Annotated in this window: 9 protein-coding genes; 6 read left to right on the forward strand and 3 right to left on the reverse strand. The window is 67.7% G+C overall.

Annotated elements, in window-relative coordinates; genetic code table 11:
• The first annotated feature begins 226 nt into the window (after window positions 1-226).
• From ACFVH5_RS00590 to ACFVH5_RS00615, 6 genes are all read left to right on the forward strand, one after another.
• Window positions 227-823 (forward strand): restriction endonuclease, encoded by a 597-nt coding sequence (locus ACFVH5_RS00590; protein WP_385830905.1) that lies wholly within the window; start codon window positions 227-229, stop codon window positions 821-823.
• 70 nt (window positions 824-893) lie between these two features.
• Entirely contained in the window at window positions 894-1,295 is a 402-nt protein-coding gene (locus tag ACFVH5_RS00595; protein WP_385830907.1) for a hypothetical protein, read from the forward strand.
• Entirely contained in the window at window positions 1,292-4,987 is a 3,696-nt protein-coding gene (locus ACFVH5_RS00600; RefSeq protein ID WP_385830908.1) for an AAA domain-containing protein, read from the forward strand. Before ACFVH5_RS00595 ends, ACFVH5_RS00600 begins: the two co-directional genes overlap by 4 nt.
• A gap of 181 nt (window positions 4,988-5,168) precedes the next feature.
• On the forward strand, window positions 5,169-6,005 hold the full coding sequence (locus ACFVH5_RS00605; RefSeq protein ID WP_385830909.1) for a vWA domain-containing protein: 837 nt from the start codon (window positions 5,169-5,171) through the stop codon (window positions 6,003-6,005).
• Entirely contained in the window at window positions 6,002-6,850 is an 849-nt protein-coding gene (locus tag ACFVH5_RS00610) for a hypothetical protein (RefSeq protein ID WP_385830911.1), read from the forward strand. Before ACFVH5_RS00605 ends, ACFVH5_RS00610 begins: the two co-directional genes overlap by 4 nt.
• 2 nt (window positions 6,851-6,852) lie before the next feature.
• Window positions 6,853-9,030 (forward strand): hypothetical protein, encoded by a 2,178-nt coding sequence (locus ACFVH5_RS00615; protein ID WP_385830912.1) that lies wholly within the window; start codon window positions 6,853-6,855, stop codon window positions 9,028-9,030.
• A gap of 84 nt (window positions 9,031-9,114) precedes the next feature.
• Here ACFVH5_RS00615 and katG read toward each other — a convergent pair whose 3' ends face one another.
• From katG to ACFVH5_RS00630, 3 genes are all read right to left on the reverse strand, one after another.
• Window positions 9,115-11,346: a catalase/peroxidase HPI gene (gene katG / locus ACFVH5_RS00620; protein ID WP_385830914.1), complete on the reverse strand. Its 2,232-nt coding sequence runs from the start codon at window positions 11,344-11,346 to the stop codon at window positions 9,115-9,117.
• Window positions 11,347-11,380: 34 nt separating this feature from the next.
• Window positions 11,381-11,836 carry a Fur family transcriptional regulator gene (locus ACFVH5_RS00625; protein ID WP_384798459.1) on the reverse strand — a complete coding sequence of 152 codons (456 nt, stop codon included), beginning with the start codon at window positions 11,834-11,836 and terminating at the stop codon, window positions 11,381-11,383.
• Window positions 11,837-12,080: 244 nt separating this feature from the next.
• Entirely contained in the window at window positions 12,081-16,208 is a 4,128-nt protein-coding gene (locus tag ACFVH5_RS00630; protein ID WP_385831012.1) for a molybdopterin-dependent oxidoreductase, read from the reverse strand.
• Between the last annotated feature and the right edge of the window lie 200 nt (window positions 16,209-16,408).

The raw sequence follows: 16,408 nt of genomic DNA on the forward strand, positions 1-16,408 counted from the left end.
GCCGTAGGCGCAGAGGGCTGTTCGCCCGCTGCCAGGACCATACGTTCACCTTGATCACGGTCACCGATCTGGCGGGGCTGGCACTGTACGGGCTGGCCTGTGGCATGTGGATGCTCTTGGGTTCGGCCGCCTGATGGGGCGAAAGCGGAGCCAAGGAGGATGGGCTGCCGTTCCCTGGTGGGCGTGGGGTGCGGGTGCTCTGGCCGGGGGCAGTGGCTTGTGGCGGTTGGCCGAGCAGTGGCCGGTATGGACAGGTATCGCGCTGACCGTCGCCGCGGTGATGGGACTGGGGCTGAAACCGGGGTGGCCGGCTGTACGGGGATGGGCCGGCCGCTCGGCACTCCCCGCGGGGCCCGTGCGTTTCTCGCTGGCGCATCTCGACGCTCTGGACCCCAAGGCGTTCGAACTGGCGGTCTGCTCCTTGCTGCGCCGGGACGGACTGAGCGCGGAGCACGTGGGCAGAGCGGGGGACAAGGGCGCCGACGTGCTCGTCGTCGACCGTTCGCGACGACGGGTCGTCGTGCAGTGCAAACGGCTGCGCCCGGACCGAAGGGTCGGGGACCAGGATGTACAGCGCGTCAACGGCACGTACCGCCACGACCACGGCGCCCAGTTCGCGGTGATCGTGACCACGGGAGGATTCACGGCGGCGGCGAGGGCCAGTGGCCCTCGCTATGGGATCCACCTGGTGGACCGGGGTGGGCTGGAGAGGTGGGCGGACCTGGGCGAGCCGTTGTACCGAATACTCCGGGTGCCGGACGAGGGTGCACGACGCGGGCGCTGGGCGCTCGGAACGTGGCGGCGGGAAAAGGCAGCGGGGTGACGGCGTATCAGCAGCGCTCATCGTCTCTGGCACACGCCACAGGCGGTGAGGCGACGGTATGAGGGGGATCATGGCAAACGAGATCGAGTCCGCACGCATCCAGGTGTTCGGCGCCGACCCACGGCATGCGGAGCTCGAAGCACGTGAGCTCCGTGACGTTCTGAAAGGGCTGGACGGGGCCGAGGTGCGCTTCGCCACGGCTGAGGCGCCGCGACCTACGGAGGGCGCGAAAGGGACCGAACTGCTGACTCCGGAGGTCGTACTCATCCTCACGACGGGCACCCTCACATTGGCGAGGACCGCCATCAGGGCGTGGGTCGACGTTCGTAAGAGCCGCAAGGTACGTGTCGTGCATCCCGACGGAACGGTCATGGAGTTCCAGGGCGGAGTGTCCGGCGACGAGGTGACCGCATTGCGGGACGGCAGGGGCGACAGCCCGGGCCCGGACGCTCGTCTGGGAGACGGTCGATGAGCCGCAAGCACGCCTTACTCATAGGCACCGCTTCCTATGACGACGTGCGCTTTCCCGCACTACCCTCCGTACGCGCGGACGTCCACTACCTGAGTCAGATTCTGGACATGCCCACGGTTGGGCGATACGAGAAGTGCGTGCGGGTCGAGGACTCGTCCAAGACGGCGATCAAGCAGGCCGTCGAGCGTTTCCTGGGGGACCGCGAGCCGGACGAACTGGTCGTGCTCTACCTCAGCGGCCACGGAGCGTACGAGCGTGAGGACGGGCAGCTCTACTACGTCACGACGGACACCGAGGCGGACCATCTGCAGCACACGGCGCTCGAAGCGTCCTATGTGACGGACCAGCTGGAGAAGTGCGCGGCCCGCCGCAAGGTTCTGCTGCTCGACTGCTGCTTCAGCGGCAGCGCCGTGCAAGGGTTCCGCAGCAAAGGGGCCGCCCACAAGACCACGGCGCCGTTGATCGAGGCCAGTGGGGTGCACGTCATCACCGCGTCACAGCACTGGGAGCAGGCGTTCACCACCGACGCGAACAAGCCCTCGCAGTTCACCAACGCGCTTGTCGAGGGGCTGCACTCGGGACAGGCGGATCTGGACGGAGACGGCCAGGTCTCGGCGAACGACCTCTTCCGGTACGTCAGCCGTGAGTTGCGCAGAGCCCCTGACAGCCGTCGGCAGACGCCGACCCAGTCCAGCCTCGCAGTGACTGGCGACATCTACCTGGCCGTTGCTTCCACCGGCCGACAGATCCCCGCTCTCAAACCGTTGCCCGCCGGACTCACCGCGGTCGTCGACGCGGCAGGCGGGACGACGCCGGCACCGGTCCAGGCGACCAAGGCGCCGCACGACGACTCCGCTTTCACCGAAGCCGATTGGACGAAGCTGCTGACGTATTACCAGCACTGTCTGGAGGCGGAGACATCCACGGACGAACTGCTTCCTCTGGTGGGCAGCGACCCGGCACCCGTGGTCTGGCCGGCAGGAGAGGAAGTACTGCTTTCCGGTACGGAAGCCACGGTACAAGCGCCGGAGCGCGTCGTGGACCTCGCCGAGCGTGCCATGAAAGACGGCGCCGACCTCTGGTACGGATATCCCGTCGCTGTTCTCTACGACGGCAAGCGGCAGGTGTGCGCACCACTCGCCATGCGGCAGATCGACGTCGCCCCAGGTCCGCAGGGGCGCAGCAAGGTGACTCCCACTGGGCCGATCGTTCCGCATCCCAAACTTGTCCTCGAACGCCTGGGCAAGGATGAGGGCAAGGAACTGCTCGCGGCCTACCAGCCCAACTGGCGGCCGGGATTTCCGGACGACATGGTCCGCGACCTGCGCAGTCTGCTGCAAGAGCTGGGGCTCGCCGACACGGAGCACCTGGACCCCGGATCGCTCGGTGACGGCCAGTCGCTGTACGCCGCGCACGAAGGCGCCCGCAATGTGGCCATCGTCTTCGCCTCACGACCGGACTCGGCAGCCACCGCGCAGCTGATGAAGGACTACAGAACGCTGCAGAAGAGCGTCGGACAGTTCGCCGGCACCGCGCTCGGTGCGTTCACAGGGCTTGAGAACAGAGGAAGGGACGAGAGTGCCGAACAGGGGGTACAAGTCGTTGCTCCGCTCGAACTGAACGAGGGGCAGGAGGCGGTCATCCGGGGCGCCATGGTCCGCCGGCTCACCGTCGCCACCGGACCACCCGGCACTGGGAAGAGCCAGCTCATCGTCAACGCGGTCGCCACGGCCAGAGCGGCCGGTCAGACAGTCCTTGTCGCATCCACCAACAACAAGGCGGTGGACGAGGTCTGGGAGCGCTGCGAAGCATTGGCTCCGGGCCTTCTCGTACGTACCGGCAACCAGGCAGCCGTCGAGGAAGAGCTGCGGACGCTGGAGAAGCTGACACGCAGCGTGCCATCCCGCCAGTCCTCCCAGATCCAGCGGGGAGATCTGCGGAACCGTCTCCGGGAGCAGGAGGCATGGCGTCGTCGACTCGCGGAAGTCGCCTGTCGGGAGCGGTCGTTGGCCGACCTCGGGGAAGCGCGCACCTCCTATGCCGAACAGCACCATGCCGACCCTCGGGAACTCGCTACGGCCCTGGGCGACGATGTGTCCCTCGGCCGATGGCTGCGCCGGGCGCGTACGGCGGTGCGCTTCGGGGTCTTCGGTGGTTGGCTGCGAAGCCGGTGCCTGCGCGGGCTGCCACTACCCGTACAAGTAGCAGGGCGGCCGGAGTTCGCCGACCTGGTGTCGTTCGGGGAAGCAGAGGCCGCCTGGCGGCGGAAAGGTATCGAGGCGGACGCGGCTGAGGGCGATCACCAACTTCTGACGGGGCTTCGGGAGACCGATCGCCGGGTCCGGGAGACGGCGACAGTTCTGCTGCGGTCGTTGCTGGCGGAGCAGGCAGAGATCGTGCGTGCGGCCATCTACGACCGTATCGAAGCGGTGAAGGCACGGTCGTCGCGGCAGTGGTCGTCCCTGGAACGGATTCTGCCGCACGTGTCGGGCTGGGCCGTCACCGCGAGGTCCGCACGGCGGTTCCGGGACCGGGCTGCCCTGTTCGACCTGGTCATCGTCGACGAGGCGAGCCAGTGCTCGATCCCGGATGTGCTGCCCCTGCTCTTTCGCGCACGGCGGGCTCTCGTGATCGGTGACCCCATGCAGCTCCAGCACATCACGACACTTCAGCCCCGGCAGGAGGCCGAGGCCTACCGTGGGGCGGGATTGCGTGCGAGCTGGCTCGACGAGCACCGGTTCGAGCACCGCCACTACTCCGCCTTTCACGCCGCTGCCCACGCTGCAGGAAAGACTCTGCTGCTGGACGAGCACTACCGTTGTCATCCGGACATCGTCGGTATCTCCAACCGGCACTGTTACAGCGACCGACTGACCGTGCTCACCGAACCCCGGTCGTTGCGGCGCCTCTCGGGAGTCGACGCAGTGCAGTGGCTCGATGTCGCGGGAACAGCGCACAGGGGCGCAGGCGGATCATGGACGAATCATGAGGAGGCTGAGCGCGTCCATCTCTCGGTGGAGCGATTGCTGCACAAGCTGCCCGAAGGCTCGAAAGTAGGAGTCGTCACGCCCTTCCGGGCCCAGAAAGAACTGATCGCCAAGCGCTGGGAGCACGAATCACGCGTGCGGGTGGGGACGGTGCACACCTTCCAGGGAGGCGAGCAGGACGTGATCCTGGTGTCACTGGTCGCGGGCACGAGAATGCGCCCCAGCGCGATCAACTGGCTCTGCCGCGAGGTCAACCTCTGGAACGTGGCGATCACTCGCGCTCGTTCGCATCTGATCGTGTTCGGCGACCGTGATTTCTGGTCGGTCCGCTCAGGCATGCCGCACGTGCTGTTGGAAGCGGCTGAAGCAAAGGCCAGGCAGGCCGCAGCCAACACGGAATCCACAGGGCAGCATGAGACCGTCGGCGACCGGCTTCAGAGCCTGCTGACGCATGAGCTCCCCGGCGTCCTGCTCGACCGGCATGTCACGGCCGACGGCTACGCCTACGATTTCGACGTCTGCCGGGGCACCGGCACGGCGCAGGTGCAGCTGGACCACGGGGCGCTCGACGACGTGGAGGGTGTCCGCCACTTGCGGCTGGCTCTCAGCCACGCGGCTCTGCTGCCGAACGGTGTGCGCCTGCCTGCCTGGCATGTGTGGGCCGGCCGAGTGGAACGGGTGAGGGAGCGCCTCGGCAGCGGATGAGAGCGGAGCGTGAGACCTCGTCGAGGGCACTCCGTATATGTCTCCATAACTCAACTTCCGCGCACTAGCATGACGTTGGGGGATCTCGGTGATGTGGCCTGTGTGCCGGTGACCGGCACAGGGGCATGCCGTTTGAGCTTCTCCGACGACCGAATTCTTCGCAGTCCGCCAGGAGCCCGACGTGCCATATACGGCCGAGATCAGCCGCAGCAATCCGACCAGCATCATCTTTCTCGTCGATCAGTCGACGTCCATGAGTGATCCCATCGGCGGTGAGGTACCGCAGCAGAAGGCTGATGTCGTTGCCGACGCCATCAATCGGCTTCTGACCGAACTCTCGGTCAAGTGCGCGAAGGAAGAGGGAGTACGCGACTACTTCCACGTTGCTGTCGTCGGCTACGGTGCGACCGTCGGTTCGGCGTTCGCGGGTTCACTCGCCGGCCGGGACATCGTCCCCCTCAGCGAGGTGGCGGACAATCCGGCACGAGTCGACGAGCGAAGCAAGAAGGTGCCCGACGGTGTCGGTGGCCTGGCGGAGACCGTCGTCAAATTCCCGCTGTGGATGGACCCGGTCGCCCACGGCGGAACCCCGATGAACCGTGCGCTCCAGTTCGCAGAGAGCCTGGTCGCGGGGTGGACCGAACGCTATCCGGCCAGTTTCCCGCCCATCGTCATCAACCTGACGGACGGCGAGTCGACCGACGGTGACCCCACGGCGGCAGCCGAAGCCGTCACCTCGCACGCCACGGCCGACGGCGCGGCACTCCTGTTCAATCTGCACGTCTCCGCGGCAGGCGGAACCCCCACCGCTTTCCCGGACACGGCCGACGGGCTCCCCGACAGCTACGCCCGAACCTTGTTCGCCATGTCGAGCCCGCTGCCCAGTCACATGCGTTCGTACGCCGCGTCGCAGGGACAGAAGGTCAGCGAGACCACTCGCGGCTTCGTCTACAACGCGGACATCACCACGGTCGTGCAGTTCCTCGACATCGGCACCCGAGCCACCGAACTGCGGTGACGACTTTCACCTCATGCGTGTACGTCACGCACCTTGTAGCTCCCAAATACGGCAGCACAGAGGCGGAATGCGAAGACGCCATCACCGTGCTGCCCGGCCGCCCCTATGACTACATGCTGCAGGAGCCGATCACCGCAGGCGTTTGCGACGGAGCGACGGAGAGCGCACTGTCCAAGGACTGGGCCGGTCTTCTGTCCGGCGCGGCGGCTGAGGACGCCATGCAACGGCCTCACGTTCTCGCAGGCGGCACCGCCTTCGAAGAGTTCGCCGCATCTGCCGTGGCGCAGTGGGAACCCTGGCTCGCGCGGTACACGCAGGACCGCGAGGCCGACGGGCGTCCATTGAAGTGGTACGAGCACACCAAGCTCGAAGAAGGCGCCTACGCGACCCTGCTCATGGTGCGGATCGACCCGGATACCGACTCGCCTACCGGAACGTCCGAACCGGCCTGGCGGTGGAGTGCTGCCGCGCTGGGCGACAGCTGCCTGTTCCATCTGCGTGACAACCGGCTGGTACAGACGTTCCCGGTGGCGTCGGTCGAAGAATTCGGTACGAATCCAGATCTCTTCAGCAGTCGCAATCACGACGCGGCACTGCTGGCCCGGCGCACGCGTTTCACCGAGGGCAGATGCCGTCCCGGCGACCGGCTGCTCCTGATGACCGACGCCCTGGCAGCGTGGCTCATGTCGGCCGGAGACCAGGAAGATGCCGTGAGCCAACTGCTGGAATATGCCTCGCCCGACGATCTGGACGATTTCAAGCAATGGCTGAACGGTCTGAGGGAGCGTCGACAACTGCGCAACGATGATGTGGCGCTCGTGCGGATCGATTTCGAGGGGCGGTGACCGTGGGCTCGGCCACAAGTCCGCATCGGCAGTTCCCGGGCGGCGCTGAATACGCGGAAGCGCTGCAGCACACACAGTCGTGTTTCCAGCACCCTGAACTCAGAGGCGCACAGCCTGAACTGTCCAAACTCGGTCTGCCGCGTGCCATCTCCGGCGCCTTCGCGAGCGTCTTCTCGCTGACCTCGCCCACCTCGGGCCGACGATACGCAGTCAAATGCTTCACCCGCCACGTTCCCGACCAGGAACACCGCTACCAGGCCATCAGCTCCCAGCTCGCTCGGCTGGACCCGGCCGAACTCTCGCAACCGTGGAATCTGGGATTCGAATACCTGCCCGACGCCATCAGCGTCGGGCGGGAGCGCTATCCGGTCCTGAAAATGGAATGGGCCGAAGCCGTCACCCTGTCCTCCTGGCTCGACGACAATCATGCCCACTCGTCCGCGGTCACCCGCCTGGCCGATCGGTTCGAGGCACTGACGCGCGACCTGGCAGCCCACGAGATAGCACACGGAGATCTCCAACACGGCAACCTGCTTGTCGCGAGCGATGACACGTTGCGTCTGGTCGACTACGACGGCATGTACGTGCCGGCGCTGGCCGGCATGGGAGGCACCGAGCGAGGACACCGCAACTACCAATCACCCCTGCGAGGGAACGACGACTTCGGAGAAACCCTGGACCGGTTCTCCGCCTGGGTCATCTTCTTGTCGCTGAAGGCGATCGCCTCCGACCACGCACTGTGGAAGCGGCTGCACGAGCCAAGTGGCGACTTCCTGCTGCTCAAGGATGAAGACTTCAAGAGTGCAGGAGGCTCCATAAGACTGCAGACATTGCTGACCCACCCCGACCGGACGGTGAGTGGCCTCGCCGACCACGTACGCTCCTTGGCCTTCCAACCGTTGGACGTGCTGCCCCCGCTCGCGCAAGCCGTCCCCCGGCAGCGGACCGCCACGACGACCACAGCTGCTTCGGCCTCTGGTGCATCTGCTGCTCCCGGCGCCGGCGGACTGCCCGGATGGATGACCGGGCACATACCGACGCAGCCCACGCCCAAGCAGACCGTGGTGCCAGTCACTTCACCGGCGGGCTTCCATTCCCGGACGTCGCTGGATGTCGTCACGGCTGTGCTGTGGCCGTTCATGCTGATTGCGGCCATCGTTCTGGTTGTCGCGGGATTCGCGGCGCCTTTGATCGGGGCGGGAGCGCCTTTTCTCACCGCCCTTTTCTTCACCAGTTTCGCCCGGGGTCGGCGCACGGAGCGCACACAATCACTGGCTGTCCTGTCCAAGCTGACACACGACCTGGCCCAGCTCGACAACCCGATCAAGGCAGCCGAGAAGCTGGACAAGGACCGGGCGAAGTTCGAAGCCGAGGAGGTGAAGCGAGCCGCCGCCTTTCCTCGCGCGCAACAAGAACTCACAGCTAACTACCATGCCGAGCTCAAAGAGGCCGAACAGCGCAGGGTCCGCAAGCAGCGCGACATGGACAAGAAGATCGACGGGCTGTCCGAAGAACTCCGAAAAGCTCTGGCCAAGGCACTCAGTGACAAGCAGTCCGCGTATGTACGGGATCGACTCAGCCGACAGCTGATCGCCCAGTCCCCGCCGCACGGAATCGGACCGAAACTCGCTGCGCGTCTGGCAGCGTCAGGTATCCGTACGGCAGCAGACTTCACGGGCTACCGGTCCGTACAGAACGCGCAGTACAACAGCACTGGCGCGATGCTTGTATTGCGCAGCGGCCATGCCGTCGACGTCCACGGCATCGGTGAGGCCAAGGCCGTCGCCCTCGATGTATGGCGCAGAGGCTTGGTCGCGTCCGCCGAAGCCCAGCAGCCGAAGGCTCTCAACGCGTCGGAGCGGCAGCCGATCGAGCAGGGCATCTCGCGCCGCCGAACGCAGTTCACCGCACAGCGGAAGGCTGTGAAGGCCGAGACGGACGCACTGCGTGTGTTAGCACTGAAGAAGATGGAGGACGGGCAGAAACGGCTCGCCAGGGAGAACACCGATGCGGGTGACCAAGCTCGACAACGGCGGCAGGAGTTCAGTACGCGCACGGTCGCGTTGCAACAGAACAGCGCGCTCCACGGAACACTGAGCGCCTCCCTCAAGACAGCCAGACTCCGGAGGCGCGGACTGTCATACGCGCGCTACACGCGTTTTATCTACTTGGGTCGCTGAAGGTTCGACCACATTCAGGTGCAGAACGTCCGGGTCGGTCCTCAAGGACCGACCCAGACATCATTCTTGAGTGGCTGAGCTAATTCAGACCAGGTCGAAGCGGTCCGCGTTCGAGACCTTGACCCAGGCCTCGACGAAGTCCTTCACGAACTTCTCCTTCGCGTCGTCGCTCGCGTAGACCTCCGCGAGCGCGCGCAGCTCGGAGTTCGAGCCGAAGACCAGGTCGGCACGGGTGCCGGTCCACTTGACCTCGCCCGTGGAGGCGTCGCGGCCCTCGAAGGCGGTCTGGTCGGACGAGGTGGAGCTCCACGTCGTACCGAGGTCCAGGAGGTTGACGAAGAAGTCGTTCGTCAGGGTTCCCGGCTTGTCGGTGAGGACGCCGTGCGCCGACTGGTCGTGGTTCGTGCCCAGGACGCGCAGACCACCGACGAGGACGGTCAGCTCGGGAGCGCTCAGCTTGAGCAGGTTCGCCTTGTCGATCAGCAGGAACTCGGCAGGCAGGCGGTTGCCCTTGCCGAGGTAGTTCCGGAACCCGTCAGCGGTCGGCTCCAGAGCCGCGAACGACTCGACGTCCGTCTGCTCCTGCGACGCGTCGGTACGGCCCGGGGTGAAGGGCACCTCGACGTCGACGCCGCCGTCCTTCGCGGCCTTTTCGACGCCCGCCGCACCGGCGAGGACGATCAGGTCGGCGAGGGAGATCTGCTTGCCACCGGTGTGAGCGGAGTTGAAGGACGACTGCACGCCTTCGAGGGTCCGCAGCACCGAGGCGAGCTGGTCGGGGTTGTTGACCTCCCAGCCGCTCTGCGGCTGAAGGCGGATGCGCGCGCCGTTGGCGCCGCCGCGCTTGTCGCTGCCACGGAACGTCGAGGCCGAGGCCCACGCCGTGGACACCAGCTCGGAGACCGTGAGGCCCGAGGCGAGGATCTGGCTCTTCAGCTCGGCGATGTCCGCCGCGTCGACCAGCTCGTGCGTGACCGCCGGGACCGGGTCCTGCCACAGCAGGGTCTCCTCCGGGACCTCCGGGCCGAGGTAGAGGGACTTCGGGCCCAGGTCACGGTGGGTGAGCTTGTACCAGGCACGGGCGAAGGCGTCCGCGAACTGGTCCGGGTTCTCGTAGAAGCGGCGCGAGATCTCCTCGTACGCCGGGTCGAAGCGCAGCGCCAGGTCGGCCGTCAGCATCTTCGGCGCGTGGCTCTTCGACGGGTCGTGCGCGTCCGGGATCGTACCGGCGCCCGCGCCGTCCTTCGCGACCCACTGGTTGGCACCCGCGGGGCTCTGCGTGAGCTCCCACTCGTACTCGAACAGGTTCTTGAAGAAGCCGTTGCTCCACTGGGTGGGCGTGCTCGTCCAGGTGACCTCAAGGCCACTGGTGATGGTGTCGCCGCCCTTGCCGGTGCCGAAGCTGTTCTTCCAGCCGAGGCCCTGCTCCTCGAACGTGGCCGCCTCGGGGTCGTCGCCGACGTTCTCCGACGGGCCGGCGCCGTGGGTCTTGCCGAAGGTGTGACCGCCCGCGATCAGGGCGACCGTCTCCTCGTCGTTCATCGCCATGCGGCGGAACGTCTCACGGATGTCGCGGGCCGAGGCCACCGGGTCCGGGTTGCCGTTCGGGCCCTCGGGGTTGACGTAGATGAGGCCCATCTGGACGGCGCCGAGCGGGTTCTCCAGCTCACGGTCGCCCGTGTAGCGCTCGTCGTCGAGCCAGGTGGTCTCGGGACCCCAGTAGACGTCCTCGTCGGGCTCCCACACGTCGGCGCGGCCACCGGCGAAGCCGAAGGTCTCGAAGCCCATGGTCTCCAGGGCGACGTTGCCGGTGAGGATCATGAGGTCGGCCCAGGACAGGCTCTGGCCGTACTTCTTCTTCACGGGCCACAGCAGACGGCGGGCCTTGTCGAGGTTGACGTTGTCCGGCCAGCTGTTCAGCGGCGCGAAACGCTGCTGACCGGCGCCGCCGCCACCGCGGCCGTCGCTGATGCGGTACGTGCCGGCGCTGTGCCAGGCCATACGGATCATGAGCGGGCCGTAGTTGCCGAAGTCCGCGGGCCACCAGTCCTGCGAGGTGGTCAGTACCTCGGCGATGTCACGTTTGACCGCGGGGAGGTCGAGTCCCTGGAACGCTTCCGCGTAGTCGAATTCCTCACCGAGGGGGTTCGACACGGCCGGGTTCTTGGCGAGGATCTTCAGGTTGAGGCGCTCGGGCCACCACTGACGGTTGCCGCCGCCTTGGGTCGGGTGCGGGGCGCGGCCGTGCGCGACGGGGCAGCCGCCCGCCTCCTGCGGCTCGGGGTCCGTGACGATCGCGTCATGGTTGTCGGTCATAAGGAATTCCTTCCGAACGGGGTGGATCGCATGCTCAGGAACTGAGGGGGGTGGAAGCGGTGGAAGCGGTGACGCAGGCGGGGCACAGGCCCCAGTAGATGACCTCGGCCTCGTCGACCGAGAAGCCGTGGTCCTGGGACGCGGTGAGACAGGGGGCGTGACCGGTCGCGCAGTCGACGTCGGCCACGACTCCGCACGACCGGCACACGAGGTGATGGTGGTTGTCCCCGACACGACCCTCGAAGAGGGCCGGGCTGCCGGGCGGCTCGATACGACGGACGAGTTTCACCGTGGTCAGCGCGTGAAGTGCCTCGTACACGGCTTGCAGCGAGATGTGGCCCACACGGGCCCGTACCTCGGTGGCGATGGCCTCCACACCGAGATGATCACCCGCCCGGACGGTTTCGAGCAGCGCGACACGGGCGGCCGTCACCCGCAGGCCGGCACCGCGCAGCTCTTCGGCGGTCGTCGGTGTCCCGGGGGCGGTCATGGACCCAACCTACTGACATAAACACGAACAGTTCAAGTAAACGAACGGTACAGGTTTAGGTGTGTGGGCTTGAGGTGCCGTTCACCTGCCGGTGCGGGTGTCGGTGCAGGTCAGTGGGGGCCTTGTCCTGCAAGGGGTGTGGGCCTGTGGGGGTGGTGATTTGGGTGCGGGCCGGTGGGTGCGGGCCGCGCAGTTCCCCGCGCCCCTCAAGGGCGCGCCCCCGGAAGGGCGAGGTACGTCCGGGTCAGTACACGTCTCTGACGTATCGCTTCTCCGTCGCCAGTTGTTTGACGTACGCGGTGGCCTCCGCCTCGGCCAGGCCGCCGTGGGTGACCGCGATGTCCCGCAGGGCCCGGTCGACGTCCTTGGCCATGCGGGAGGCGTCGCCGCAGACGTAGAAGCGGGCGCCGTCCTGGAGCCAGGACCACAGCTCGGGTCCGTGTTCGCGCAGCCGGTCCTGGACGTAGACCTTCGCGCGCTGGTCGCGGGAGAACGCGGTGTCCAGCCGGGTGAGGGTGCCGTCGGCGAGGAAGCCGTCCAGCTCCTCCTCGTAGTAGAAGTCGGTCGCCCGGTGCTGCTCGCCGAAGAACAGCCAGTTCGGTGCCCGGTGCCCGAGGGCCCGCCGCTCCTCCAGGAAGCCGATGAAGGGTGCGACGCCGGTGCCGGGCCCGACCATCACCATCGGCGTCGCCGGATCCGCCGGAGGCCTGAAATGCGGAGACCGCTGTACGAACACGGGTACCGGTGTCCCCGCCTCGGCATCGGCGAGAAAGGGCGAGCAGACCCCGCCACGGGCCCGGCCGCCCAGATTCTCGTACCGCACGACGGAGACCGTGAGTGACACGTGGTGCGGGTCGGTGAGCGGGCTGGACGATATGGAGTACAGGCGGGGCTGGAGCCGCTTCAGGACGTCGGCCCACTCCTGGGCGCTCGCCCGCACCGGATGTTCGGCGATGACGTCGACGGCCTGCCGTCCCCAACTCCACCGCGCCAGGCCGTCCTTGTTGTCGGGCCGGAGCAGATGCTTCAACTCCCGGTTGTCGCCGGTGCGTTCGGCGACGAAGCGCAGCAGATCCGGGGAGATCCGGGTGATGTCGAGGTGCCGTACGAGGGCGTCGGTGACGGAGGTGTGCTCGACTCCCGCGACCTCGACGCCGGTTGAGGGGTCGAGCCCGGCCACGTCCAGCCATTCCCGTACCAGGGTGGACGAGTTGAGTGGCCGTACGCCGAGCGCGTCCCCGGCCTCGTACGTCAGCGGGATGTCACCGCTCCGGGTGTCGAAGGTGAACCGGCGTACTTCCTTGCCCGCCCCGGGCAGGCTGAGCAGCCGGTTCCCGACGAGCCGGGCGGTGACGGCGGCGGGTTTCCGCGACGCAGACGACGCGGGGGCCGGTGCGGGTTCCGGGTCGGCTGCGAGCGCGCCGACCACCTGGTCGAGCCAGGCCCGCGCGGACGGCTCGTAGTCCGGCTCGCAGTCGGTACGCGGAGCGAGCCGCACCCCGCCCAACTCGTTCAGCCGCTGGTCGAGCCGCCGCCCGTGCCCGCAGAAGTCGTCGTACGAGGAGTCGCCGAGCGCGAGCACGGCGTAGCGCACGCCGTCCATGCGGGGCGGCTCGGGCGACTCCTGGGCCAGCGCCGCCCAGAACCCGGAGCCGTTGTCGGGCGCGTCCCCGTCGCCGAACGTACTGGTGATGAGCAACAGGTCGGCCCCCGCGGGCAGTTCACGGGGGTCGGTGTCGTCCATTCCGAGGAGTGTGGCCTTGTGCCCACCGGCGACGAGCTGTGCGGCAGCCGCACCGGCGAACCCCTCGGCGTTCCCGGTCTGCGAGGCCCAGAGGACGACGACTTCGCGGACGGGGGCGGCGGCCTCGGTGGCCCGCGGGGTGTCGGCGGCGCGGGAGTACATTCCGGCGAGAACACCGTTCACCCAGAGCGCGTGACCCGCGTCGAAGGGCGCGTCCGCCGGAAGCACGGGCACCCCGGGCGAGCCGGCGGGCAGCCCGGCGAGAAAGCCGGTGAGGTAGTGGCGCTCGGAGGCGGAGAGGCGGGGCGGGGGGCTGGGCTCCAGCCCGAAGATCCCTTCGGCCCCCGTACTCTCAGCTGCTCCGGCGCGCGCGACGTCAGCCCCTCCGGCGTTCGAGGAGCGGAGGTCCGGGGGCAGAGCCCCCGACGGGGTCCGGGGCGGCGCCCCGGTTACGGGAAGGGGCGGGGTGGGGGAGGAAACCCGGGTCAGAGCCACCGCGCACACCTTCAACTCCGGCTGGAACGACACAGGATCAACGGCGTCACTGGTGACGGCATTGACGCTCAGGTACTCCCCGAACAGGTCGTTCCAGTGAAACGGCGCGAACAGGTTCCCTGGCTGCACCCGGTCCGTCACCACCGCAGGCAACACGGCCCGCCCCCGCCGAGAGGCGACCTCGACCCGATCCCCGTCACCCACGCCGAGCGAGACCGCATCCTCCGGATGCACCTCCACGAACGGCCCGGAATCAAGCTTGTTGAGTTTGGCCACCCGCCCGGTCTTGGTCAGCGTGTGCCACTGATGCTGAAGCCGCCCGGTGTTCAGCACGAACGGGAAGTCGTCGTCGGGCGACTCGGCGGCGGGCAGATGCGGCCGGGCATGGAACACGGCCCGCCCACTCGCCGTAGGAAAAACAGGCCCCCCGTCCCCGGCGGACGACCCGACATACCGCATCGGATTCCGGTCGGGCCCCTCCACGTCCGCAGCCGGCCACTGCACGGAAGTCCCCCGCAACCGCTCGTACGTGATCCCGCGCAGATCCCAGCCCGTCCCCGGATTCCACGCCCGCTTGATCTCCTCGAAGATCTCCTCCGCGCTCGTGTACGAGAACCCCTTCTCGTACCCCATCTCGCAGGCCACCCGCGCGATGAGCCGCCAGTCCGCGAGCGCCTCGCCGGGCGGGTCCACGGCGGGCCGCGCGAGCGTGAGGTTGCGCTCGCTGTTGATGAGCACGCCCTCGGTCTCGGTCCACATCGCGGCGGGGAGCACGACATCGGCGTACGCGTTGGTCTCGGTCTCGGCGAACACGTCCTGCGTGACGACGAATTCCGCGGCTTCGAGGCCCTCGATGACCGTCCGGCGGTTCGCCACCGAGGCGACCGGATTGGTGCAGATGATCCAGCAGGCCCTGATCTCGCCGTCGGCCATCTTCTGGAACATCTCGACCGTGCCCTTGCCGACCCCGTCCTTGCGGAGGGTGCCGGGCGGCAGCTCCCACAGCTCCTCGACGAAGGCACGTTCGTCGTCGACCAGCACGGAACGCTGTCCCGGCAGACCGGGCCCCATGTACCCCATCTCGCGCCCGCCCATGGCATTGGGCTGCCCGGTGAGGGAGAAGGGGCCGGACCCCGGACGGCAGATCGCGCCGGTGGCGAGATGCAGGTTGACCAGGGCGTTCGTGTTCCAGGTGCCGTGCGTGGACTGGTTGAGGCCCATGGTCCACAGGCTCATCCACTCGCCCGCCTCGCCGATCAGCCGCGCGGCCGTGCGGATGTCGTCCTCGGGGATACCGGTGATCTCGGCGACGGCGGCGGGCGGGTAGTCGGCGAGGAAGCCGGGCATCGCCTCCCAGCCCTCGGTGCGGGCCGCGATGAAGGCGGGATCGGTGTGCCCGTTCTCGTGGAGCAGATACAGCAGCCCGTTCAGCAGGGCGAGGTCCGTGCCCGGTTTGATCCGCAGATACAGGTCGGCCTTGTCGGCGGTGGCGGTGCGCCGCGGGTCGACGACGATCACCTTCGCGCCCGCCGACTTCACCCGGTCCATCATCCGCAGGAACAGGACCGGATGGCAGTCGGCCATGTTCGAGCCGATGACGAGGAAGACGTCCGCCGACTCGAAGTCCTGGTACGAGCCGGGCGGTCCGTCGGCCCCCAGCGACAGCTTGTAACCGGCACCCGCGCTCGCCATGCACAGCCGTGAGTTGGACTCGATCTGGTTCGTCCGTACGAAGCCCTTGGCCAGCTTGTTCGCCAGGTACTGGGCCTCCAGGCTCATCTGCCCCGAGACGTAGAAGGCGAAGGAGTCCGGGCCGTGCTCGTCGATGACCGCGCGCAGCCGCCGCGCGGTCTCGGTGATCGCCGCGTCCACGGACACCGGCGCCGGCCCGGCCCCGCGGTCCTCCCGTACGAGCGCGGTGGAGAGCCGCCCCGGCGCCGCGAGCATGTCCGCGGTGGTCGCCCCCTTGGTGCAGAGCCGGCCACGGTTCGCCGGGTGCGCCTTGTCCCCGGACGCCTTCAGGACCGTACGCCGTCCGTCGGGGCCCATGCCGATGTCGAGGACCATGCCGCAGCCGACACCGCAGTACGAGCAGACCGTGCGCACCTGGGAGGCGGGGGAGGACGAGGACATGGGGGAGGTCGTGCTCACACGCTGCCCTTCTCCGGCTTTTCTCGGGGGCTCCGACTGTACGAATTGCCCGTTACGCCTGTGTCACGTGGCGTGATCTTGAGGGGTTACGCCCGTCACACAACGGCAGTCGGCCCGGTGTGAGGGGTCGGTGCGCGGGGCGGCGCGAAGACCGGTGTGAAGGCCGGTTCGAGGGCCGGTTC

The sequence above is a fragment of the Streptomyces sp. NPDC127119 genome, from assembly GCF_042677425.1.
Lineage (GTDB): Bacteria > Actinomycetota > Actinomycetes > Streptomycetales > Streptomycetaceae > Streptomyces.

Excerpts from the sequence above, each read along its gene's own strand:
- ACFVH5_RS00595 (WP_385830907.1), top strand. The coding sequence starts at position 894 with ATGGCAAACGAGATCGAGTCCGCACGCATCCAGGTGTTCGGCGCCGAC.
- ACFVH5_RS00625 (WP_384798459.1), bottom strand. The coding sequence starts at position 11,836 with ATGACCGCCCCCGGGACACCGACGACCGCCGAAGAGCTGCGCGGTGCC.
- ACFVH5_RS00600 (WP_385830908.1), top strand. The coding sequence starts at position 1,292 with ATGAGCCGCAAGCACGCCTTACTCATAGGCACCGCTTCCTATGACGAC.
- katG (WP_385830914.1), bottom strand. The coding sequence starts at position 11,346 with ATGACCGACAACCATGACGCGATCGTCACGGACCCCGAGCCGCAGGAG.
- ACFVH5_RS00630 (WP_385831012.1), bottom strand. The coding sequence starts at position 16,208 with ATGTCCTCGTCCTCCCCCGCCTCCCAGGTGCGCACGGTCTGCTCGTAC.